Origin of the sequence: Pseudomonas lopnurensis (assembly GCF_015070855.1) — a bacterium.
Lineage (GTDB): Bacteria > Pseudomonadota > Gammaproteobacteria > Pseudomonadales > Pseudomonadaceae > Stutzerimonas > Stutzerimonas lopnurensis.
Map to the genome: position 1 here is coordinate 63,154 of NZ_JADDIX010000092.1, position 23,261 is coordinate 86,414.

Consider the following 23,261-nt stretch of genomic DNA (forward strand, 5'->3'; position numbering starts at 1 on the left):
TCCGGCAACATCCAGTTGGCTGCCATCGGTTATCCCGATATGAACCTGTCCCCTGAAGCACTCGAATCCTTCGTTCAAGCTGCCGCGAGCGGCTCTTTCAGCGCGGCGGCGCGACGCCTCGGCAAGAGCCAGTCCACCGTCAGCGAGGCGGTCGCGCGGCTGGAGATCGATCTCGACGTCGAGTTGTTCGTCCGCGGCGCTCGCCAGTTGTTGCCGACCGAGGCGGGTCAGGTGCTGCTGGGCCATGCTCAGGACGTGTTGGCTGCCGGCGAGCGCCTGAAGCGCCATGCCGCGCTGCTCGCGCGCGGCCAGGAAGCCCGGTTGACCCTGGCGCTCTCGGATGCCTATCAGCAGAGCCAGTACGAGGCGCGCCTGTGCGAACTGGACCAGCGATATCCGGACCTCGAATTCGAATGCCTGATCGCCGAGCGCGCCGACGTCCTCGACCTGGTCAACCAGGGCCGCGCGCACCTCGGGCTGCTCGCGGCCCAACCGCGCTACGCTGCCGAAATCGCCTCTGCCCGCTTGCCTCACGCGGCGGAGTTCGGCCTGTTCGTGCGCAGCGATCACCCGTTGGCGAGCCGGGATTCGGTCGATGCGCAGGCGCTGGCGCAGTGGCGCCGGTTGCGTTTGAAGACCGTGGTCGGCGGCGACACGAACGATGACGAAATGGGCACCGTCGGCTCGCGATGCTGGGCTGCCCCGGACTACATGCTGCTGATGGAAATGGCCGCGCTCGGCTTCGGCTGGGCGATCCTGCCCAAGCCACTGGTGCAGGCCTATGCGCACGAACGGCTCGAGGAGCTGGCGGTGCACGGCTGGCCCAAGCAGGTGGCCGTGGATGCCGTCTGGTCTCGCCAGCGTCCGCTGGGACCGGCCGCCGCCTGGCTGCTGGATCGCCTCATCAAGTTTTGAACGCTCGGATTGGCGACGATACGGCTGGCGCTTCCGGCTGTGGAAGACGCGTGACGATGGGCAATCCACCCGACCGCGTCAACGTAGCTGCCGGCGGCTACTCCGAATCGATCTCCCCGCGCAGGTCGACCTTCGTCGCCGAGCGCGGCCGCCGCGCAACAGGCTGCAACCATTGGCCCTTGGATCGCTGGCCGGGCTGTCCCATGATCGGCTTTTGCTGCTGCGGGTGGCCTGCATGTCTCGATTCTCACGACCCTCGGCGTCGGCACTGGGGCGCTTTCTGCAACTGGGCGGCACCGGCGCGCGGATCGCCGGCAACCTGCTGGTGCAACGCATCACGCCGGGCAAGGCGCGCATCGACTGCAACCGGTGGGCGAGCTGCTGGGCGATGCCCTCGGCCAAATGAAAGGCCCGGTGCTCAAGCTCGGGTAACAGGCCTCGCAACAGGACCTCTTGCCCGAGCCGGTCAGCAAGGCCCTGGCACGCTTGCAGAACCAGGTGCCGTCGCTGCCGTTCGCCGTGCTGGAAGCCAACCTGCAGCGGCTGTATGACGGCCGGCTCTACGAGCTGTTCGAATCCATCGAGCCGACGCCTGCCGCGGCCGCCTCGCTGGGGCAGGTCCACCGCGCCCGTGACCGCCAGGGCAGGCGCTGATCATGAAGATTCAGTACCCCGGCATCCATGCCATCTGCGCCGCCGACCTGCGCCAGTTGCGCCGCCTGATGCCGCTCGGGCGGCTGTTCGGAACGCCGCCGTCACGCCTGGAGGCGGTCTACGCCGAGCTGCAGCGGGCCATCGGCGAAGAACTGGACTACGACACCGAACGAGACAATCTCAACGCGTTCCGAGCGCATTTCACTGGCTGGCCGGGTCTGCGCATACCTTTCGCTGCCGCCGAACTCTGCCGACCTGGCGTGCTGGTGCTGGAAGAGCTGCCAGGGCAGGCCATGGCCGAGGTGGAGCAGGCGCCCGCCGAGGTGCGCCAGCGCCTGGCCGAGACGCTGTGCCAGTGGCTGGCCGAGCAGGCGTTCGGCCTGCAGCGACTGCACACCGATCCGCATCCGGGCAACCTGGCCTGGACCGAGAGCGGCGAACTGGTGGTCTACGATTTCGGCAGCGTGCTGTGCCTGGAGCCGCGCCTGCTGGCCGGCTACGTGCAGATCTTCGAGGCGCTGCGCGGCACCTCCAGCGAAGCGCTGGAGGCGGGCTTCCAGATGCTCGGCGGGCGCCAGCCGGGCAGCATGCCGCCGCACGGGCTGTACCGGCGCATCCACCTGATGCTGCATCCGCTGCTGCAACCCGGCGCGCAATGGGAATTCCGCGAAGCCGCGCTGCACCAGCAACTGTCAGCATTCGATGATCACGATGTGGTCGGTCAGCGGATCCTTCTTGCTGCAGCAAGGCCAGCGAACCCGTTTCGTGCCGTGCGCTCTAGCGCGCAGCTTTTTCGGATACTTTTCATTGAAATGGACCTGCTGGTAATGTCACGTCGTTAACCAAACAAAATGGAAGAACTTGATGGCCGGCGAGGACTGGGCAGTACGAGCGCCACAAACTAAGCTGGAGCGTATGGAGGCGTACTTTAGTGGTTTTGGTTTTGAGCCTCACCGGCACGACACCTATGCTGTCGGTCGCACCCTCGCAGGAGTCCATAGCTTCCGCTATCGAGACGGCATGAAACATAGCCTTCCGGGCGGGACGATCGTAATCCACCCTGACGAATTGCACGACGGCGAAGCTGGAAGCATCGACGGCTTTCACTATCGGATTCTCTACATCGAACCCGCTCTCTTGCAGAAAGCTCTTGGTGGAACGACGTTACCGTTTGTACCAGACGGAATTTCACGAGATCCGCGCCTCTACGCAGCTACGCAGACGTTAATGCAAGAAATGGACTGCGTAATCGAGCCGCTTGAGGAAGAAGACGCCATCTACGATCTTGCGCAGGCCCTTGCCGCAGTTTCGGGGATAAGAAAGCGCCGTCGGACTTTAAATTACACGGCTGCCGAGCGTGCTCGTGAATTCATTCACAGCGCATTGGATTCAACCATATCGCTTGATCAGCTCGAAGCGGCCAGTGGTCGGGATCGCTGGAGTCTTTCCCGCGATTTCAGGGCGCTTTATGGAACGAGTCCTTACCGGTATCTAACGATGCGGCGTTTAGACCAAGTCAGACGACAGCTACTGGCGGGGCAGCCATTGATCGATGCTGCGTTGAGCCTTGGCTTTGCCGATCAGAGTCACATGACCCGCCATTTTAAGAAAGCGTACGGAATCTCTCCAGCGCGGTGGCTCGAAATGCTACGCCGTTGTTGAGCGTCGATGCTGTCCAAAGCTGCACGATCGTTCAAGACCCTCAAATACCCTCTCTCTAGACTGCGTTCTCGCAGCGCGTACTGGTAAAGCATCGCCGCTGCGGCTCTAGGTCGGGTGCTTCGTTCGGCCTGGAGCATGGTCACTCACGGAGTATCTGATGGGGCTCGCGAATCTATCGGCCCTGAAGACAAAGAGAGGAAATCTGAATGAGCAAAAACCATATCTCGTTGGTCGGCGGAACGCTTGGCGGTACCGTCGGAGGCACGGTAGGTGGCACGGTGGGCGGGACAGTTGGCGGAACGGTCGGTGGTACGGTAGGCGGCACATTTGCCGTAGGCGGGATGCAGTTGAGCAAGCGACTGACGAAGTGACCGCCATGGCGGCGCTGATTCTAGCGTCGCCATTCCAGACCTATGGTCATCGCGCCTATGGAGAGAGTGCAAGTTGAACCTGCCCGATACCGAATCTTATGTTCTTTCAGCCGATGTAGTTCAAAACGAAATTGGTGACCGCTTCGCGACCTATCATCGCCTCCTGGGGGGATTGTTCTTTCTGGATCGCTACGGCCAAGAGCTATTAGAAGCGTACCGCACGCCGAAGCCTGTCCGTACCGCGCTTCTTTCCGGCGAAGCTCGAACAAGGGAGGAAGAGTTGACCCAGCAGCTTATTGCCCGGCATATCCTCGTGCCGGTTCGCGTTCGGCAGTCACGTAGTGAGCCCGCGTCGCTGGAAAAAAAGGTCAACATTATTCAGCTGATTCTCGCGAATGCCTGCAACTTCGGCTGTACCTATTGCTTTGAAGGCGTTCAGGGCAAGAAAATGTCCGCGGAAGATGAGTACAACAAAGTTGATACGTCGCGGCTGATCGCCCGTGAAGGGATTAAGGTGAACATCGAGGACTCCATTTATGCCTCGAAAGAACGCTTTGACCATCAGTACGACTCAAAGAATCGGTCGATGAAGCCAGCCGATGGTATCGCTTATGTCGAGTCCGCTCTTGCTGTGGCTCGTTCCGAAGGCGTTCGAGAAGTTATGCTTCAGTTCTTCGGGGGTGAACCGCTGCTCAACTGGCGCACAATTCACGCTGTTCTTGAGCGTTTTGGAAACGGCGAAAGCGAAGGCGTCAAGATCAATTATTCGACCGTTACAAACGGCTCCCTCATCACCGAAGAGGTGGCGGAAGCGTTTGCGAAGTATCAGGTTGCCGTCTGCGTCAGCTTTGATTCGCCGACGAGCCCCAGTAGACCTCTCAAAAACGGTGATGACAGCACGCCCGTAGTGATGCAGGGCCTTCGGACACTTCAGAGGTTTGAGAACCGAGTGGCTATCAATGCTGCGCTAACCTCTGCAACTTGGGATGACTTCAATAACTCAATTGTAGACCTCGCCGTTGATGTCGGGGCACAAGAAATCGGGGTCGTAGTCGATTTTGACCCTACGTTTTATTCAAATTATGGAGCACAACGTATTGTCGACCGCCTCTGGAAAGTCGTTGAGTACGGCAGGACGCGTGGGGTGGTATTGACCGGTTATTGGCATCAGATTTTTCAAGTCATGTTGGGTTTCGATTAGCGTCTCTTATCGAGGATTCAAGAATTGCTCTGCGAAAGGCGCGCAGTTCAGTATTGAGCCGAATGGCTCTGTATTCGCCTGTAAAGCTGGGTCGACTCTGCTGGGCGACATCCGGGATGGCACCAAAATCTTGGATTCGCAACCGTACTTGAAGCACGCCGAACTTCGCAGAGATAACCCAGCTTTTTGCCACGGATGTGAAATAGAAGGTTTCTGTGGCGGGTTATGTTTGGGACCTTTGGAGAAGAAGTTCGCATCATTTAATGCGGTCGAGCCATCTGCCTGTGACTTTTACCGAGGTATTACTCGAAAACACATCGGCTCACTTCAGTCCTACGAGATTGCCACCTTTGATCTTCAGTCGGCTTGAGAGAAGAAATATGAATAACATTATGGCTAGACTCGGTGCGGTTACTTCAACTGATAGCAAATTTGTAGAAAGCGGTTTTTGTGTTATTGATATGCCGGTCATGCCTGCATCCTTTCAATCCTCGTTTGCAAACTTGCCGCGCGACAGCCATAGCCCCAGTCGACTTCGACAGATTCGGCTCTCTCAATACATGGGTTCTGGGATGAGGATGCGTGGGTGTTCGCATTATTGCCTCAGCGGAAGTATATTCAGTCGGCCCGATACATAAAGTTGGCGGAGGCAGGAGGGGTGCCAAGGCATCGTGAACAGCTCGAAGTGAATCCGGCGCCTCTCATTGCTTGTGTTCTCGATGCACTGCCTATCAACCGGAAAGACAAGTTACAGGTAAATGTTAATCAGATCCGGGTCGTGGCGAACAAACTTTTCCGTGGCGTGACCGTGCCTGAAGGCCCACATAGGGATGGCCATGAGTACAGCGTAATTGCTGTGGCGCACCGAGCGAATGTCAAAGGGGGCGAGACACAGGTCATCGATCCGGTCTCAAACAAGGTCGTATTCAGGCAGACACTGAATGAGAATGAGGCCATCGTCATCGACGATGAGCGATATATTCACTATGCAACTAATATTGAGCCCGCCGAAGGTGAAGCTGGATTCCGCGATATTTGGGTTATTGAAATCAACCGTTGGGAGAATCGCGCCTACGGACGGGCTCATGAAAGATTGGCAATGTCGGCTGATGAGTGAATGAGATACGTTCTGCGTGTGTTTAACAGGCCAGCCAGTTCGCAAGAGGCAGGAACAGGCGTTGCCGTGCTCCGCCGGGTGGTTCCAACAGCGCTGGCCATCGTTCCGGTAAGCATGCTGTTTGGTGTGCTTGCCGCACGGGGTGACTGGACTGTTCTTGAAGTGCTTGCTGTTGGTCTGCTGGGGTTCTCCGGAAGCGGCCAGTTTGCACTTTTGCCGCTAGCTGAGGCCAACACTGGGTTTCTTACGATGCTGCTGGTAACCGCGTCTATAAACAGCCGATACCTTCCAATTGCCTACGCGTCAGCGAGGCGCCTCCCGACGACAATCACTAAACGGGCGTTTACCGCGCATATGTTGGGTGACGAAGCCTATGCAACAGAGCAGGAGTCGGACAGTTGGCGAACGGTACTTTTTATACGAGCGGTAATCTTCGCCACTTGGGTGGGTTCTGGGGTAGTCGGAGCTCTGCTTGGACAGTTCATTCCGTCTGATTGGATCAGTGAAGGCGTTAATCTCGGCTTTCCTGCAAGCGTTGTGCTCATGTATCTGTCTGTAAGTCAGCTACGGTCCAGATTGTGGCTACCACGGAGCGACTCGCGTGATCGCTCCGGTTTGCTTGGTGTCGCCGGGCTGTGTGCGGGCGCTGCGTTGCTTTTGATCAACCTGGTAGGTCCGCTTTACTTTTGGATACCAGGTATATTGATTGCAACGGTACTCTTAGGGCGTGCAAAAATATGAACCCTTCGACGATCATTGCTATTGCAGCATTATTTGTTACAAGTTTCCTTGTACGTATCCTTCCTGTTTTTGTCACGTTTCAGTTCGGCGGTGCGAGCCAGCGCTATCTTGAGCGCGTACTCCCGGCTGCGGTATTTATAAACTTTGCCGTTTATATCGTGTATACGGAGACCCTGCGAGAACCTACGGCTGCTCTGGTTTCACTTGGCGTAGTTGCTATCATTGCCGCGCTGGGCTTATTTGGACTGATTGCCGTCGTAGGAATCGGGACTATTATTTATTTTGCGCTGGTGGCTTGAAAGTAATCGTATATTTTCCAGTAGCTATGGCATGGCTGGTGCGGACGGCGAAATTCGATAAGTCGTGCTAATAGACTTGATCTGGCTCGCGTCAGAACGGTTTCTTTATTGATGACTAGGTATATCTGCGTTCTAACTGCCGAGAAACGCGGCTTTGCTAGGTAGTACAAGCGATACGCTATGACCGATCTTCGGAGGCTACTTGGCGAAGAGGAAGTTCCTTGCCTATGAACACAAGGACATTCAAGACACAACCGGTGTGTACATGACCATCTCCCAGCATTTCTTATCTATCGATACGTAATTTGGGGTCTCGGGTTTACCAATAGAAAACCCGTTGCTACCGAACGCCAGAGCAGTCGTGTAGCGAAGCCAGGGCTCCGTCAGCGCATCGCTTCACCCACCACCATATCGAAGGCAATGCTCCAGTTGTGCAGCGGGTAGGGCTTGTCCACCAGCGCTTCGATGTTCGCTTCTTCGGGCATGAGTTCGGGCAGGTATTCGTAGCTGGCGTCGGCGCGCATGGGGTCGCTGTCGCGTAGCTGGCCGGCGCCGCCGACCTGGTAGCTGGCGTAGGTGATGCGCGGCTGGCCGCTCAGTTCGCGGCCGGCGCGCAGGCGCACGATGGTGTCGGCGGCGAGTTCCACCGCGACGATGGGCACTTCGCCCCGGTCGTCGTAGAGCAGGAAGCCCTTGTTCTTCACTTCGCGGGCCTGGTGCCCGAGGTAGGGTTTGTCGAAGGCCAGCGGCGGGTGTGGTACGTGGAAGTCGATCAGCACGTCGCGGCCGTCCACTGTGGCCTGCATGGGCGACAGCGGCTGCCAGCCCTTTCGTTCGACGACGACGCGATGGTAGACCTTGCCGAGCATCTGCCCGAACCAGCGGTAGCCGTTCGCCGACAGGTGCACACCCTTGTCGACGTAGGGATAGACCGGGCCGGTGAGAAACCAGTTCGGTTCTTCCCGGGCCAGCTCCCATTGCGCCATGCCCACGGCCAGCGAGCCGTCCTGCACCGAGGACTTGGCGTCGGTCTGGTAGCTGATGAAGGCCGGCATCTGCGGCTGTTCGGTGATGGCCTTCGTGTCCGCGTAGAGGTCATCGCGCAGCTGGCGCATGAGGCGCTTGTAGCGGGCCTTGTCGTTCACCCCGCCGTTGGTCTGCGAGTAGTCGTACTCGCCCTGCATCCAGAAGAAGGCGCTGACCGCGTAGCTGGCGTTCTCGGCATCGGCGAGGGCCTTGGCCTGATCCATGGCCTGCGTCACCCGTCGGTATTCGTGGGTGCCGCCGCTCTTCGACAACTGGGCGATCGAGCGGCCGGAGGTCGAGGCGTTGCTGGCGATGAACAGGTGCTCGGGATCGGTATCGCTGCCGTGCCGGTGCAGGTACAGGCGCCGGGCCATGTTCAGCGCGCCGACGTCCACCGATTCGCCTTCCTCCTGGGCGTGCTCGTCCAGCCGCGCGACCTTGGCCTGCTCGAGGATGACCGCGGCATCGTCCTTGCGCTGCACCACCGCCCGCAGCGGCGTGAAGGCCGCCTCGCCGACCGGTTTGAACGCCGCGCCGCTGTAGGTCGCCGAGCGCACCGCCTGGCCGAGCATGAGATTGTCGTAGCGCGGCTGGCGGCTCAGCGCCGGCCAGCCTTCGGCCGCCGAGGCGAGCGACTGGCCATAGGTGATGATGTGGTTGTATTTGGCCGTCGGTGGTGCCGACAGCCGATTCGGCTCCGCCATCAGCTGTGCGCTCAGGCGTTCGTTCCGCGCATCGCGTTCGGCGAGTGGGTCGTTCGTCGCGTAGGCGGGCAGGGCGGCGATCACCGTCAGCAGCGCGGCGATTCCGACAGACATGCCCCGCCGTCGAAGGCCCTTTCGTGCCAGCGCAAAGGGCCGTGACCGTATCGATTTATCTTCCCGTTCGCACTGCATTTCGGCTCCGTTTGCCCCTGGCTTGAAGCCGTTTCGACGATGTCCGCTTGCAGAAGTTCGGCGCGAGTTCTGTGCGGCGGCGATCAGCAGCGCCCCCAAACGACAGGCCCGCCAGGGCCATCAGCCCCGGCAGCATGGGCCTGCGCGACGTGCTCGCCACGCTGGCCGCGAACGGCAGCAAGCTGCACGAGATCATGCTCGGTCTGTCGGTGAGTTCGCCCGCTTTCGGGAACTATTGCGGCTGACGGGCGACCCGCGTGATGCGCTGCCGCCAGTGCCGGCGTCTCGGCGCCCCGCGGCAACGACCGGCCGGCACTGCTAGAATGCCGCGCCCCGATCCTGACCGAACACGCCCATGCACGCCGACGCGCTCGCCACCCTGCAACAGCACCTGCTTCGCGGCCTCGACCCAGCTCCCGACGAGACGCGGCGGCTGTTCCATGGCCGCGGCCGCTGCTATCCGGGGCTCGAACAGCTGACGGTGGACTGGCTGCAGGGGGTGGTGCTGGCGGCGCTGTTTCGTGATCCCGGCGAGGCGGAACTGGCGGCGCTGAAGCAGATGCTCATGGAACTGACTGCCACCCCGACCTGGCAAGAGAGCCAGGCACAGCGGCTATTGCTGCAGCATCGCTATCTGCCGGATGCGCCGACCGAAGCGCTGCTGGGGGACGTGCCGGGCGAATGGACCATCAGTGAAAACGGCCTGAACTACTGGCTGGACCTGGGCCGCAAGCAGAACAACGGCCTGTTCCTCGACATGCGCTACGGCCGCCGTTGGGTGCAGGAACATGCATGCGGCAAGCGGGTGCTCAACCTGTTCGCCTACACCTGCGGCTTCTCGGTGGTGGCGCTTGCCGGCGGTGCCGAGCAGGTGGTCAATCTGGACATGGCCAGTGCGGCATTGACTCGTGGGCGCGAGAACCATCGGCTCAACCAGCACGATCTCGGCCGGGTGAGCTTTCTCGGCCATGAACTGTTCAAGTCCTGGGGCAAGGTGACCAAGCTCGGCCCCTACGACCTGATCGTCATCGACCCGCCATCCTTCCAGAAGGGCAGCTTCGCGCTGAGCCGCGATTATCGGAAGATCCTGCGCCGCCTGCCGGAATTGTTGACGGCGGGGGGCAGCGTGCTGGCCTGCGTCAACGATCCGGACGTCGGCCCGGACTTCCTGGTCGAGGGCATGGCCGCCGAGGCGCCGCAACTGCGCTTCGAGCGGCGCCTGGAGAATCCCCCGGAGTTTCCCGACGTGAACCCCGACAGCGGTTTGAAGGCGCTGGTGTTCGTCCGCGTGGATTGACCACGGCATCACGGGCGCGCTTCGAGTTCCTCGATCAGCGCTTTCATCTCGCCGATCTCGCGGCGCTGCGCTTCGATGATGCTATCGGCCAGCTCGCGCACGCGGGGATCGCGGATGTCCGCGCGTTCGCTGGTGAGAATGGCGATGGAATGATGCGGGATCATCGCTTTCATCCAGGATACCTGATCCACCGTGGCCTGGCTGCGTACCAGCCACAGCGACAGGGCGAAGACCACCGCGCTGGCGGCGAAAATGGCGATGTTCAGGCCGCGCCTGGGATACATCGTCAGCATGAAGGCGAGCATGACGATCGCCATGCTCGCGCCCATCACCAGCGCCATGTAGGCGCGCGTTTCGCTGAACAGAACATGTTCGAGCCGGTAAACGTTCAGGTACATCAGGCCGAACATCACCAAGGTGGATGTGGCAATCATCGCGCCGAACTTCGCATAGGGCTGCATGGGCGTGTTCCTCTCGAGGCACATAGGTGCCGGCAGGCTGCCGGCCCTTCTCATATCTCGACAGCGCCGCGGCGCGCCCGTTTCGCAATGGCCGAGCCCGACGTATGGCCGAGGTTGGGGCTCGGCAAGGCCTGATATCGCGCACGTTGGGCTTCGCTTCGCTCAACCCAACCTGGCCCCCCACCCAACCTACCGTGCTGCGGTTTCCCGCGCTTCGCGCATGGCGATTTCCTCGCACAGGGCGCGGACGAAGGCGTCCACCGCCACCGGCAGGTAGCGTGAGCCGCGTACGTAGACGCCGAGATCGCTGAATACCGCGCCGCTGTCGTTCAGCGCCACGTGCACCAGCGTGCCGCCGGCCAGTTCCGCCTCGATGCCGATGCGCGTCTGGAAGGCGACGCCGCCGCCGCGCTTGGCCATCTGCAGCGCCAGTTCCACCGAGCTGGTCTCCAGCGAGGCCTTGTGCCGCAGGCCGGTGCGCGCCAGCAGCGGGCCGAGCAGGTGATGGATGGACAGTTCGCTCTTGGCCAGGATCAGCGGGTATTCGGCGCAGGTGGCGAAACTCACTTCCCGTCGCTCGGCCAGCGGATGATCGGGCGTGACGATGGCGCCCAGACGGAAGTGGCCGACGCCCAGCTGCTGTAATTCGGCGGTACGTGGCAGGGCGAAGGCCAGGCCGATGTCCGCCTGGCCCTGGGTGACCGCCCCCGGAATCGCCTGCGAGCCGAGGCTGGTGACACCGACGGTAATGCGTGGGTAGCGTTCGCGCAGGCGCTCCAGCACGCAGGGCAGCAGGTCGGCGGTGACGCCCGATACGGTGGCGATTTCCACATGGCCGGTGCGTAGCCCCTGCAGCGCATCCAGCTCCGAGCGCACCCGTTCGGTGTCCTGCAGCACGACGATGACGTGGCGGGCGAAGATCTCGCCGGCAGCGGTCAGCCGCAAGCCGCCGGGCAGGCGTTCGAACAGCGGCGTGCCGATCTCGTCCTCGAGCTTGAGGATCTGCCGGTTCACCGCCGAAGAGGCGACATTGAGCCGCCGCGAGGCTTCGCGGATGGACTGGCAGCGGCGCACCATGTCGAAATAGTGGATCGCCGGGGAGTGGATGCGCAGCTTGCGGGGCACGGCGGCTTCACTGTCCGGCAGCGGGCGGCGGAGTGAGGCCGCAGCCCTTGAGGACGATGCGGGTCAGGTTGTCGCTGGCGCGCGCATAATCGGCCTTGGTCATGCGCTTGTTGGTGATCCGGCGGATCTGGTCGGAGAAATCCGCGTAGTGCTGCGTGCCGCTCCAGATCAGGAAGATCAGGTGCATGGGGTCCACCGGGTCCATCTTGCCGGCGGCGATCCAGGCGTCGAACACCGCCGCACGGCCGCGGAACCAGTTGCGGTAGTCCTGGTTGAAGTGTTCGGACAGGCATTCGCAGCCGCTGATGACTTCCATGGCGAAGATTTTCGACGCCTGCGGATGGCGCCGGGAGAACTCCATCTTGATGCGGATGTAGTCGGCCAGCGCGATGGCCGGGTCGTCATCGACGGTGAGATCGTCGAAGGCGGTATCCCAGAGTTCGAGAATGTGCCGCATCACCTCGACGTACAGCCCCAGCTTGCTGTTGAAGTAATAGTGCACGTTGGCCTTGGGCAGCCCGGCGCGGGTGGCGATGGCGTTCATGCTGGTGCCCTTGAAGCCGTAGCGGGCGAATTCCTCCGCCGCCGCGGCGAGGATGGTTTCCTCGTTCTTCTGGCGGATGCGGCCGGCGGGCTTGCCCGTGGCGGTGTACAGCGGCTGGGGTGCTTCGTTCTTGTTCATAGTCCCTTATCCGAAGAGCGCGGTGACGTCGGTGCGCCACCGCAGTTGGGCTCAGGCCTGGTGCGTGCTGGCGACGATGGCGGGCTCGGCTCGTTCGCGCGGCAGCAGCAGGTCCAGCAGGATCGCCGTCAGGCCGCCGCAGGTAATGGCCGAGTCGAACAGATTCTGCACGAGTTGCGGCATTAGATGCAGCAGTTCCGGTTGCGCCGCGATACCCAGGCCCACACCCAGCGAGGCGGCGATGATCAGCATGTTGCGCCGATCCAGCTGCGCCTGCGCGAGCATGCGGATGCCGGCGGCGGCGACGCTGCCAAACATGATCAGGGTGGCGCCGCCGAGCACTGGCTTGGGAATCTGCTGCAGGATCGCGCCGAGCAGCGGGAACAGCCCGAGGGCGAACAGGATCGCGCCGATGTACAGGCCGACGTAGCGGCTGGCCACGCCGGTCATCTGGATCACGCCGTTGTTCTGCGCGAAGGTGGTGTTGGGAAAGGCATTGAAGGTCGCGGCGATCAGGCAGCTGACGCCATCGCCGAGAATGCCGCCACGCAGCCGCTGCACGTAGCTCGGCCCTTCGATGGGCTTGCGCGAGAGCATGCAGTTGGCGGTCAGGTCGCCGACGGTCTCGATGGTGCTGATGAGGTAGATCAGCGCCACGGGCACGAAGGCCGTCCAGTCGAAGGCGAAACCGTACTTGAAGGGCTGCGGGAGGCTGACCAGCGGCAGGTCCGGCAGCGGCTGCGGGACCAGCTTGCCGCTGAACCAGGCCGCCAGGCTGCCCACCGCCAGGCCGACGATGATCGCCGACAGCCGTACCCAGGGCTGTTGCGAGCGGTTGAGCAGCAGGATCAGCAGGAACACCAGCGCGCCGAGGGCGAGGTTGCCCGGTGCGCCGAAATCCTCGGCATTGAAGCCGCCGCCGATATCGGTGATGCCGACCTTGATCAGGCTGACGCCGATCAGGGTGATGACGATGCCGGTCACCAGCGGCGTGATGACCTTGCGCAACTGGCCGATGAAACGGCTGAGCACGATCTGCACGAAGGCGCCGAAGAAGCACACGCCGAAGATCATCGCCAGGATGTCCTCGGGGCTGCCGCCGCGACTCTTGACCAGCAGGCCGGCCGAGAGCACGGCGCCAAGGAAGGCGAAGCTGGTGCCCTGCAGGCAGATCATGCCGGCGCCGATGCCCAGCGGCCGGCGGGCCTGGATGAAGGTGCCGACGCCGGAAACCATCAGCGCCATGCTGATCAGGTAGGGCAGGTGCTCGGCCAGGCCCAGCACCGCGCCGATCACCAGCGGCGGGGTGATGATGCCGACGAAGCTGGCGAGGATGTGCTGCAGGGCGGCGAACACGGCGGCGGTCGGTGTCGGACGATCGTCCAGGCCGTAGATCAACTCGGAGTCGGCGTTTTCGTGCATGGCAGGAATCTCAAACGAACGGGAAAAATGCAGGCTTTGTCGCCTGATGCCAGTCGGTCAGGCGTTTGGCCTCCTGACATGTCGGCCTCTGTCGGCCTTGTAGGAGCCAGCGTGCTGGTGATCGGCGCTAAACGGCATCGCCAGCAAGGACTGGGTATCCCCCAGGCTCCTACGGATTTGATCGGCATCAGGCTTTAGCGCCTGTCTTGTTTTCGCCTCCTGCAAGAAGCTGACCAGTCGCTTAGATTTTGCCCGCTTGCGCAACGCCGAGGCCGGCTGCGAGGCAGCGATACGCGGTGCTTGCGCGGGATTGGCGATCCTCCCTTCATGCACTGCGGATGCCTGCTGAACCGGCGGCACGAATCCGAGCGAAGTGCTTGGTTGCACCAAAATGGTCCGGGTTGTTCGCGGTTGCCCGTTTTTGTCGCGCGGAACGAGGAGCTGCGGGATTCTTCGATGCGCCTGCGGGCCGGCAAAAAGCTGTCCGATGTGTCAGCTAGAGCGTCGGGCAACGGTTCGCCGGTTCGGCGCCACGGATCCCGAAAAAAAACTGGCACAGCTCGTGCTAAGTCACCCATCGAGTAGAAGCGGTTAGCGCCGATCGGTTTCCGACGACGTGGGACATTGCTCTTGCGGCCCTTATGGCCGCACACCCTGGTTGCAGGGTGCTTGTTTTCGCCTCCAACGGGGCTGGACAGGAGAGAGGTCTACCACCATGCGCAAAGCGTTATCGCTCATTCCCATTCCCGGCCGGACGCAGAATTCCGGCGCTGTTTCCCTTCGTTCGAAAACTTCCTCGAGCTACCGGCCCCTGCGGTCGGTGGCTTTGCCGTGCCTTGCTTGTGGAGAAATGTCGATGAAAGCGATGAAATCGGGACGCGTCGCGCCCGTGCTGAGCAAACTCGCCCGCTGCGCACTCTGGTCCACCGCCCTGCTGGGGGCTGCGGTGGCGCAGGCCAATGACAAGCTGACGCTGCTCACCTCCTGGTACGCCCAGGCCGAGCATGGTGGCTTCTACCAGGCGGTGGCCGAGGGCATCTACGAAAAGCACGGGCTGGACGTGACCCTGAAGATGGGCGGCCCGCAGGTCAACGGCACGCAACTTCTGGTGGCGCGCAAGGCCGATGTGATCGTCGGTTATGACTTCCAGGTGCTGAAAAGCCTGGAACAGGGCCTGCCGGTAGTCGCCATCGGGGCCTGCTTCCAGGGCGACCCGCAGGGTTTGCTGACCCATGCCGACGTCAAGGGCCTGGACGGGCTGAAGGACCAGACCATCCTCGTCGCTACTTCCGGGCAGACCTCCTGGTGGCCCTGGCTCAAGGCCAGGTACGGGCTGTCCGACAGCCAGACCCGGCCCTACACCTTCAACCTGCAACCCTTCTTCGCCGATCCCAATACCGCGCAGCAGGCCTATGCCAGCTCCGAGCTGTTCCAGGCCCGTCAGCAGGGTGTCGAGGCCAACTTCTACCTGTTCGCCGAGCACGGCTATCCACCCTATGGCTCAACGCTGGTGACCCGCCGCGACCTCGTCGAATCGCGTCCCGAAGTCCTGCAGCGTTTCTACGACGCGACCATGGAGGGCTGGAAGAGCTATCTGGCCGACCCGGCGCCGGGCAATGCGCTGATCAAGCAGGACAACCCCAACATGCAGGACGCGCAGATCGCCTGGGGCATCGAGCGCATGAAGGCGTTTCAGCTGGTCACCGGTGGCGACGCGGCTACTGCCGGCATCGGCGTGATGACCGACGCACGCTGGCAGAAGACCCGCGACTACATGGTCGAGGCTGGCCTGCTCGGCGAGGCCGTGGACTTCAGGCAGGGCTACGACCTGCGCTTCGTCCAGGGCGCCGACAAGGTGCTGCCGTAACCCTATGCGAATGACGACGCCCGCTGCCTACGCAGCGGGTGGACGAAAGAAAGAATGAGGAGAACAACATGCTGGTTACCCAACAACCCGTACTGCGCCGTTTCTGGTATGCCCTGATGCCCATCGCACGGCTCGCCGAGGGACCACAGCCTTTTACCCTGCTGGGTGAGCCACTGGTGCTTTGGCAGAAGCCGGACGGCACACCGGTCGCCATGCGCGACCGCTGTTGTCACCGTACCGCCAAGCTGTCGAAAGGCTTCATCAGCGAGGACGGCAACATTGCTTGTGGCTACCACGGTTGGGAGTACGACTGCAGCGGCGCCTGCGTGAAAATCCCGCAGAACCCTGAGGGCATGATTCCTCCGGGCGCCAAGGTCGAGAGCTTCCACTGCCAGGAGCGCTACGGCTATGTGTGGGTCGCGCTGGACGACCCGCTGCAGCCGATCCCGGACTTCCCCGAGGACGGCGCGCCCGGCTACCGGCGCATCTTCCAGTTCTACGAGGAGTGGAAGACCAGCCCGCTGCGGGTGATGGAGAATTCCTTCGACAACTCGCATTTTTCCTTCGTGCACAAGGCCAACTTCGGCCTGTTCGACCAGCCCAAGCCGTCGAGCTACGAATTCCGCGAGACCGACTACGGCTTCGAGGCCGAGACGCTGGTGCCGATCCGCAACCCCGAGGCGAGCTTCCGCATCACCGGCAGCACCGCACCGATCACCAACCGCCACCTGGTCAACCGCTACTACCTGCCGTTCTCGCGGCGCTTCGGCTGCATGTACCCGGACAGCGGTATCCACCACATCATCTACAACTGCGCGACGCCGATCGACGACGGCCGGCTGATGCTGGTGCAGTGGCTGTACCGCAACGACAGCGAGGAGCAGTGCTCGACCCAGGAGCTGATCGACTGGGACGCGGCCATCACTGCCGAGGACCGGGAGATTCTCGAAGCGACCGATTACGACGCCTGCATCGATACCCGCCGTCGCGTCGAGCTGCACATGCCCTCGGACAAGCCGGGGCTGGTGATCCGCAAGCAACTGCTGGCGCTGCTCGAAGCGCACGGCGAAAGCGAAGTGTTCCTGACTGCCTGACGCTTGACGCTCGACCGCAATGCCCCGGCATAAAGCCCGCACAGATGGGCAGGGCCGGGTGCCGATCCGCCGCGAGGGCGCGGCAGACGGCGCAATCCGCCTTGGAGACCGTGCATGAACGCCATCGATACCACGCTTCACGCTTCGCCCCGTTTCCCGCTGCGTCGCCTGCTGGCGCTCGCCGTCGCGCCGCTGTGCCTGCTGGTGCCGGCGGCACAGGCCGCAGAATCCCTGCGCTTCGGCCTCAACTGGCTGCCGCAGGCGGAGATGTGCGGCTTTTACCAGGCCCAGGCCAGCGGCCTTTACCAGAAGGCCGGGCTCGACGTCGAACTGGTGCCGGGCGGGCCTGATCGCAACATCCCGCTGCAGGTCGCCGCCGGTGATCTGCAGCTGGGCATGGGTTCGAGCTTCACCACGCTGAACATGGTCCAGCGCGACATCCCGGCGCGCACCGTTGCGGCCTTCCTGCAGAAGGACCCGCAGACCCTGGTCGCCCACGCCGGGCAGGGCGTGGAAACGCTGGAGGACCTCAAGGGCCGGCCAATCATGGTCGCCAAGTTCTCGCAGACCGAGTTCTGGCAATTCCTCAAGCAGCGCTACGGCTTCAGCGACAGCCAGTTGCGCCCCTACGCCTATTCCTCGGTGCCCTTCCTCGCCGACCCCAGGGCCGTGCAGCAGGGCTATATCACCGAGGACGCGCACCTGCTCGGCAAGGAACTCAAGGAGCCGCCGGTTTCGATCCTGTTGGCCGACTACGGCTACGACAACTACGCCACCACCGTCTTCGCCCTCGACAGCTACATCGGCGCGCATCGCGACGTGGTCGCCCGGTTCGTCGCGGCCAGCCGCCAGGGCTGGAACGAATGCGCGGCGGGGGACTACGAGCCGGCGATGCGGGCCACCCTGGCCGCCAACCCCGAGCATGGCGAGGCGCTGTACCACTTCAAGATAAAGCAGATGCGCGAGCGCGGCCTGATCGACAGCGGCGATGCCGCCGTGCAAGGGCCGGGTGCCATGAGCGATGCACGCTGGGAAAGCTTCTTCGAAACCATGAGCGCCGCCGGCGTATACCGCACGGACCTGGACTACCGCCGCGCCTACACGTTGGAATTCGTCAGTTCCGGTGCGGCCATGGCCGCCCAGGAGCGATGAGATGAGCCTGGACAGCATTCCGGTCATCGATCTCGGCCCTTTCCTCGCGGGAGACGAGCCGGCGCGGCGCGAGGTGGCCCGTCGGTTCGGCGACGCCTTCGAAACCTGCGGGTTCGCCAGCATCGTCAACCATGGCGTCGACGCCGCGCTGGTCGAACGCATGTACGCCGAGGCCGAGCGCTTCTTCGCCCAGTCGTACGCCGACAAGCTGGCCTGGACGCCGCCGGAGCGGACCAAGGGCCGTGGCTATCTGCCGCTCGGCATCGAAAGCGTGGCCGCTACGCTCAGCGGCGAGACGCCGCCCGACCTGTGCGAAGCGTTGGTGTTCGCCTCGCTGCAGCGCGAGCGGGCCGGGCAGGGCCTGCCGAATATCTGGCCGGACGAGCCGCCGGCGCTGAAGGCGACGGTCGAGGCCTGGTTCGATGCGATGTTCGCGCTGTGCCAGCGGCTGATGCGGCTGTCGGCACTGGCGCTGGACCTCCCCGAAGACCATTTCCAGGCCAGCTATCGCGAGCCGTCGCTGACGCTGCGCTTCGTCAACTACCCCGATCAGCCCGAGGCGCCGCGCGAGGGCCAGCTGCGCTACGGCGCGCATCACGACTACGGCGGGCTGACCATCCTGCGCCCGGACCAGGCGCCCGGTGGCTTGCAGGTGTGCGACCTCGCTGGCCGCTGGCGCGACGTTACAGCGCCGCCGGGTGCCTTCGTGATCAACGTCGGCGACCTGATGGCACGCTGGACCAACGACCGCTGGCGCTCGACGCTGCACCGGGTGATCAACCCGCCGCGCGAGTGGAGCGGATCGACCCGGCGCCTGTCCCTGGTGGCCTTCACCGGCCCGGCGGCCGACACCGAGGTGGCCTGCCTGCCGAGCTGCTGCAGCGCCGAGTACCCGCCACGCTATGCACCCGTGGAGGCGGGCGCCTATATCCGCGGCAAGCTCGACCAATCCATGCAGATATCCCTGCCGGCGGCTGGTTCCCGGCCTGCGCAGGTACCGAGCCGGAGCACGCAACCATGCTGATGCACACAATAGCTGTCGACACGGCCCGTCCTGCTTCCGGCGCCCCAGCCAACGAGGCGATCCCGGTACTGCTGGCTAACCAGATCGAGAAGACCTACCCCAACGGCACCCATGCCCTGCAGCGGCTGAAACTGGCCATTGGTCGCGGTGAGTTCGTCTCGCTGCTCGGCCCGTCAGGTTGCGGCAAGAGCACCTTGCTGAAGATGTTCGCCGGGCTCGAAGCGCCCTCGGCCGGGCACGTGCGCTGGTGGGGCAAGGGCGACCTCGAGGCGACCGAGGCCGGCCAGCGCATGGCCATGGTGTTCCAGGAGGCGACGCTGATGCCCTGGGCGAAGGTCGCCGACAACGCCCGCCTGCCGCTGGATCTGGCCGGTGTGCCGAAGGCCGAGGGCAACGCACGGGTGCAGGCGGCGCTGGATCTGGTCGGTCTGGGTTCGTTCGGCGGCGTCTACCCGCGCGAGCTGTCCGGTGGCATGCAGATGCGCGCCTCCATTGCCCGCGCCTTGGCCACGCAACCGAACCTGCTGCTGATGGACGAGCCCTTCGGTGCGCTCGACGAATTCACCCGCAACCGCCTGGACAGCGATCTGCGCGACCTCTGGCGTGCCCGTGACCTGACCGTGGTATTCGTCACCCACAGCATCTACGAGGCGGTGTTCCTTTCCTCGCGGGTGGTGGTGATGGGCGCGCGGCCCGGCCGGGTGCTGGCCGACGTGACCATCGAGGGGCCGCAGGTGCGCGACGAGGCGTTCCGCACCAGCGCTGCCTTCATCGAACAATGCGCGCAGCTGTCCCGGTTGCTCGCCGAAGCCAATGCCGATGCAGGCCACTGAGGTGATCATGATGGACAAACATTCCCAACCCCTGCTGGCCGATCCGCGTGTGCAGCGTATCGCCGCGCCGTTGTTGGTCGGCCTGGTGCTGCTAGGTCTCTGGCAGTTCCTCTGTGTTGCGCTGAAAGTGCCGACCTATCTGGTGCCGACACCGTTGGATATCGGCCGGACGCTGGTGAGCGACGGGCCGATGCTGTTCGGTGCGTTGGTGGTGACATTGAAAATCACCTTCCTTTCATTCGCCCTGGCGGTGGTGCTGGGCGTGATCGCCGCGTTCTTGTTCGTGCAGAGCCGGGTGATCGAGGCCAGCCTGTTTCCCTACGCCATCCTGCTGCAGGTGACGCCGGTGGTGGCCGTGGCGCCGCTGATCATCATCTGGGTTAGCAACACCACGCTGGCACTGACCATCTGCGCGACGCTGGTGGCGATCTTCCCGATCATCTCCAACACCGTGCTCGGTTTGCGCAGCGTCAATCCGGGACTGCTCAACCTGTTCCGCCTCAACCGCGCAAGCCGCTGGCAGACTTTGGTACGCCTGCGCATACCCAGTGCGTTGCCATACTTCTTCGGCGGTCTGCGCATCGCCAGCGGTCTGGCGCTGATCGGCGCGGTGGTCGCCGAGTTCGTCGCCGGTACCGGCGGCACCGGGGCGGGGCTGGCCTACCAGATCCTCCAGGCCGGCTTCCAGCTCAACATCCCACGCCTGTTCGCCGCGCTCTTTCTCATCGCGCTGACCGGCGTTCTGCTGTTCAGCCTGATGGCAGCACTGGCGCGCTTCAGCCTCGGGCATTGGCACGAGAGCGAGCAGGGGTGAAGCCGGGATTCGCGGTGGAAAACGCTGCGCGGTTTTCCACCCTGCGGTTGAAACACATCGGAGCTGTGGGAGGCGTGCCCTCGCGGCGATGCAGGCCGTAGGGTGGGCTTCAGTCCGTAGGGTGGGCTTCAGCCCACCAAGCGACCCGCAGCCGAACGCGCGAGCCCGGCCCCCGTGGGCGCGGTCTCGGCTGCGAACTAAAACCGAACGACAGGAAACCCCATGCATACCAACACCAACTGGCTGATCCGCAACGCGGCCGCCATCCTCACCGGCCTTTGCGGTGACCAGGCGCGTCACGCCGGGCCGGACATCCGCATCGTCGACGGGCGCATCGCCGCGCTCGGACCGCTCACGCCGGAGCCCGGCGAGCAACTCATCGACGCCCGCGACTGCGTGGTCTATCCGGCCTGGGTCAACACCCACCACCACCTGTTCCAGTCGTTGCTCAAGGGCGAGCCGCAGGGGCTCAACCAGACCCTGACGCCCTGGCTGGCGGCGACCCCGTATCGCTTTCGCGGCGCCTTCGACGAGGACAGTTTCCGTCTTGCGGCCCGGGTCGGGCTGGTCGAACTGGTGCGCTCGGGTTGCGGCACCGTGGCCGATCATCACTACCTCTACTACCCCGACATGCCGTTCGATGGCGCGGCGATCCTCTTCGAGGAAGCCGAGGCACTGGGTGTGCGCTTCGTGCTCTGCCGCGGCGGCGCCACCCAGACCCGTCAGCTCGAGGCCGAGTTGCCCCAGGCGCTGCGCCCGGAGCGTTTCGACGCCTATCTGGCCGATGTCGAGCGCCTGGTCGCGAACTATCACGATCCGGCCGGTGACGCCTGGCGGCGGGTGGTGATGGCGCCGACCACGGCGCTGCATTCCACCTCGCCCGAAGAGCTACGCGAAAGCGCGGATGTCGCGCGGCGCCTCGGCATTCGTCTGCACAGCCATCTCTCCGAGACCGTCGACTACCTCGACGCGGCACGCGCCAGGTTCGGCATGACGCCCGTGCAGTTCTGCGCCGAGCAGGGCTGGGTCGGCTCGGACGTCTGGTTCGCCCACCTGGTCAAGCTGCTGCCCGAGGAGATTCGCCTGCTCGGCGAGACCGGTACCGGGATCGCCAGTTGCCCCCAAAGCAACGGTCGGCTCGGCAGCGGCATCGCAGACTTGCCGGCGCTTGAGGCGGCGGGCGTGACGGTATCGCTCGGTGTCGACGGCGCCGCCTCCAACGAGGCTGCCGACATGCAGTCCGAAGCGCATGCCGCCTGGCTGTTGCAGCGCGCGCGCAAGGGCGAACGGGCACAGCCGCGCTACGACGGCGGTGCGTTCGAAGGCGGTGCGGATGCCGCCCGGATCGAAGACGTGCTGCGTTGGGGCACTGCCGGCGGGGCCAGGGTGCTGGGGCTGGACGCGGTCGGTACGCTGCAGGTCGGCCAGGCCGCAGACCTGGCGATCTACCGGCTCGACGATCCGCGTTACTTCGGCCTGCACGATCCGGCCATCGGCCCGATCGCCAGCGGCGGCCGCGCATACCTGCAGGCGTTGCTGGTGGGCGGGCGTCGGGTGGTCGAGGATGATCGCATCCCGGGGCTGGACATGGCCGAGCTGGGTCGGCGCTCGCGCGAGGCCGTGGCGCGCCTGATCCAGCGGGCGGAGGCTGCGGCATGAGCGGATTCGATATGCGGGTGTGCGCCTTGCGCGAAGAGGCGCGGGATGTCCTCGGCGTGGAACTGGCGCCGGCGGATGGCGTGCCACTGCCCTTCGACTGGGCACCCGGCGCGCATGTCGACCTGCGCTTGCCGAACGGGCTGGTCCGCCAGTATTCGCTGGTCAGCCGGCCCGCCGATGGTCACCTCTATTTTGCCGTCAAGCGTGAGCCGGGCTCGCGCGGCGGCTCGCGCTGGCTCCATGAGGACCTGCGCCTGGGGCAGATACTCGGTGTCGGCGAGCCGCGCAACCTGTTCGAACTGCATGAAGGGTCGGGCGAGGTGCTGCTGATCGCTGGTGGTATCGGCATCACGCCGCTGCTGGCGATGTATCGCGCCTGTCGCGCGAATGCCAGGCCGGTCGGGCTGCACTATTTCGCCCGAGAACGAGCGGGGCTGGCTTTTCGTCGCGAGCTGGAAGAGCAAGCGGATGTGCACCTGCATGTGGGACTGGAACGCGCAGCGCTGCATGACCGGCTGGGCGAGCTGTTATCGATGCGCGGCGAACGGGCCAGCCTCTATTGCTGCGGTCCGGCCGGCTTTATGCAGCGGGTACGGGAAGTCGCCTTGGCTGCCGGCTGGCCGGAAAAGGCGCTGCATCAGGAGCATTTCCAGGCGCAGGCCGAGCCGGTCACCACCACGGGCTTCGAACTGGTGCTGGCCGCCAGCGGCCGGCAGGTGCGGGTGATCGCGGGTGAGTCGGTGGCCGCCGCTGCTGCTCGCGCCGGGGTGGAAATCCCGCTGTCCTGTGGCATGGGCATGTGTGGCTGCTGCCTGACGCGGGTTATCGAGGGGCAGCCAGTGCATCGTGACGCTTATCTCGGGGCCGCCGAACAGGCGTCCGGCGAATGGATGCTGCCCTGCGTTTCCGGCTGCGCCGGAGCACGATTGGTGCTGGACTGTTAAAACAC

At 63.7% G+C, this 23,261-nt stretch carries 22 protein-coding genes and 1 pseudogene; 18 read left to right on the forward strand and 5 right to left on the reverse strand.

The window, feature by feature from the left end:
• Positions 1-39: 39 nt before the first annotated feature.
• The 8 genes and pseudogenes from IN820_RS19310 to IN820_RS19345 all read left to right on the forward strand — a co-directional run bounded on the left by IN820_RS19310 (position 40) and on the right by IN820_RS19345 (position 6,960).
• The gene (locus IN820_RS19310; RefSeq protein ID WP_193682512.1) at positions 40-915 is read left to right on the forward strand and encodes a LysR family transcriptional regulator; all 876 of its coding nucleotides are present in this window, start codon (positions 40-42) and stop codon (positions 913-915) included.
• A 235-nt stretch (positions 916-1,150) separates the two neighbouring features.
• Positions 1,151-2,264, forward strand: a pseudogene (locus IN820_RS19315) (ABC1 kinase family protein); the annotation flags it as partial.
• A 169-nt stretch (positions 2,265-2,433) separates the two neighbouring features.
• Positions 2,434-3,231 (forward strand): AraC family transcriptional regulator, encoded by a 798-nt coding sequence (locus IN820_RS19320; protein ID WP_193682513.1) that lies wholly within the window; start codon positions 2,434-2,436, stop codon positions 3,229-3,231.
• 444 nt (positions 3,232-3,675) lie between these two features.
• Positions 3,676-4,803 carry a radical SAM protein gene (locus tag IN820_RS19325; RefSeq protein WP_193682514.1) on the forward strand — a complete coding sequence of 376 codons (1,128 nt, stop codon included), beginning with the start codon at positions 3,676-3,678 and terminating at the stop codon, positions 4,801-4,803.
• The gene (locus IN820_RS23065) at positions 4,799-5,173 is read left to right on the forward strand and encodes an SPASM domain-containing protein (RefSeq protein WP_408005252.1); all 375 of its coding nucleotides are present in this window, start codon (positions 4,799-4,801) and stop codon (positions 5,171-5,173) included. The genes IN820_RS19325 and IN820_RS23065 overlap by 5 nt, the downstream gene beginning before the upstream one ends.
• Positions 5,174-5,389: 216 nt before the next feature.
• Positions 5,390-5,920 (forward strand): 2OG-Fe dioxygenase family protein, encoded by a 531-nt coding sequence (locus IN820_RS19335; RefSeq protein WP_193682515.1) that lies wholly within the window; start codon positions 5,390-5,392, stop codon positions 5,918-5,920.
• Positions 5,921-6,661, forward strand: coding sequence for an AzlC family ABC transporter permease (locus tag IN820_RS19340; protein WP_193682516.1), 741 nt, complete (start codon positions 5,921-5,923; stop codon positions 6,659-6,661). It begins immediately after the preceding gene.
• Positions 6,658-6,960 carry a hypothetical protein gene (locus IN820_RS19345; RefSeq protein ID WP_193682517.1) on the forward strand — a complete coding sequence of 101 codons (303 nt, stop codon included), beginning with the start codon at positions 6,658-6,660 and terminating at the stop codon, positions 6,958-6,960. The genes IN820_RS19340 and IN820_RS19345 overlap by 4 nt, the downstream gene beginning before the upstream one ends.
• A 383-nt stretch (positions 6,961-7,343) precedes the next feature.
• Here the strand turns inward: IN820_RS19345 and IN820_RS19350 are convergent, their stop codons facing one another.
• The gene (locus IN820_RS19350) at positions 7,344-8,804 is read right to left on the reverse strand and encodes a sialate O-acetylesterase (protein ID WP_193682518.1); all 1,461 of its coding nucleotides are present in this window, start codon (positions 8,802-8,804) and stop codon (positions 7,344-7,346) included.
• Positions 8,805-8,929: 125 nt separating this feature from the next.
• Between IN820_RS19350 and IN820_RS19355 the strand changes: the two genes are divergently transcribed.
• On the forward strand, positions 8,930-9,127 hold the full coding sequence (locus tag IN820_RS19355) for a hypothetical protein (RefSeq protein ID WP_193682519.1): 198 nt from the start codon (positions 8,930-8,932) through the stop codon (positions 9,125-9,127).
• 110 nt (positions 9,128-9,237) lie between these two features.
• On the forward strand, positions 9,238-10,179 hold the full coding sequence (locus IN820_RS19360) for a class I SAM-dependent methyltransferase (protein ID WP_193682520.1): 942 nt from the start codon (positions 9,238-9,240) through the stop codon (positions 10,177-10,179).
• A gap of 8 nt (positions 10,180-10,187) precedes the next feature.
• Here IN820_RS19360 and IN820_RS19365 read toward each other — a convergent pair whose 3' ends face one another.
• From IN820_RS19365 to IN820_RS19380, 4 genes are all read right to left on the reverse strand, one after another.
• Entirely contained in the window at positions 10,188-10,640 is a 453-nt protein-coding gene (locus tag IN820_RS19365) for a DUF305 domain-containing protein (protein ID WP_193682521.1), read from the reverse strand.
• A 189-nt stretch (positions 10,641-10,829) separates the two neighbouring features.
• Positions 10,830-11,765, reverse strand: coding sequence for a LysR family transcriptional regulator (locus tag IN820_RS19370; RefSeq protein WP_193682522.1), 936 nt, complete (start codon positions 11,763-11,765; stop codon positions 10,830-10,832).
• A gap of 7 nt (positions 11,766-11,772) precedes the next feature.
• A complete protein-coding gene (locus IN820_RS19375) occupies positions 11,773-12,447 on the reverse strand; it encodes a TetR/AcrR family transcriptional regulator (protein WP_193682523.1) in 675 nt (224 codons plus the stop codon).
• Between the two features lie 51 nt (positions 12,448-12,498).
• Positions 12,499-13,869, reverse strand: a complete 1,371-nt coding sequence (locus IN820_RS19380; protein ID WP_193682524.1) for a uracil-xanthine permease family protein — start codon at positions 13,867-13,869, stop codon at positions 12,499-12,501.
• Between the two features lie 856 nt (positions 13,870-14,725).
• Here IN820_RS19380 and IN820_RS19385 point away from each other — a divergent pair.
• The 8 genes from IN820_RS19385 (at position 14,726) to IN820_RS19420 (ending at position 23,256) form a co-directional block, all read left to right on the forward strand.
• Positions 14,726-15,736 (forward strand): ABC transporter substrate-binding protein, encoded by a 1,011-nt coding sequence (locus IN820_RS19385; protein ID WP_235989202.1) that lies wholly within the window; start codon positions 14,726-14,728, stop codon positions 15,734-15,736.
• 68 nt (positions 15,737-15,804) lie between these two features.
• Positions 15,805-16,830, forward strand: coding sequence for an aromatic ring-hydroxylating dioxygenase subunit alpha (locus IN820_RS19390; protein WP_095460503.1), 1,026 nt, complete (start codon positions 15,805-15,807; stop codon positions 16,828-16,830).
• 114 nt (positions 16,831-16,944) lie between these two features.
• Entirely contained in the window at positions 16,945-17,982 is a 1,038-nt protein-coding gene (locus tag IN820_RS19395) for an ABC transporter substrate-binding protein (RefSeq protein WP_193682525.1), read from the forward strand.
• Between the two features lies 1 nt (position 17,983).
• The gene (locus tag IN820_RS19400) at positions 17,984-19,006 is read left to right on the forward strand and encodes an isopenicillin N synthase family dioxygenase (protein ID WP_193682526.1); all 1,023 of its coding nucleotides are present in this window, start codon (positions 17,984-17,986) and stop codon (positions 19,004-19,006) included.
• Complete coding sequence (locus IN820_RS19405) at positions 19,000-19,839, forward strand: ABC transporter ATP-binding protein (RefSeq protein WP_193682527.1); 840 nt, start codon at positions 19,000-19,002, stop codon at positions 19,837-19,839. Before IN820_RS19400 ends, IN820_RS19405 begins: the two co-directional genes overlap by 7 nt.
• A gap of 85 nt (positions 19,840-19,924) precedes the next feature.
• Positions 19,925-20,653, forward strand: coding sequence for an ABC transporter permease (locus IN820_RS19410; protein ID WP_313026581.1), 729 nt, complete (start codon positions 19,925-19,927; stop codon positions 20,651-20,653).
• Between the two features lie 222 nt (positions 20,654-20,875).
• Entirely contained in the window at positions 20,876-22,312 is a 1,437-nt protein-coding gene (locus IN820_RS19415) for an amidohydrolase family protein (protein ID WP_095460499.1), read from the forward strand.
• A complete protein-coding gene (locus IN820_RS19420; protein WP_193682528.1) occupies positions 22,309-23,256 on the forward strand; it encodes a PDR/VanB family oxidoreductase in 948 nt (315 codons plus the stop codon). The genes IN820_RS19415 and IN820_RS19420 overlap by 4 nt, the downstream gene beginning before the upstream one ends.
• Positions 23,257-23,261: the final 5 nt, after the last annotated feature.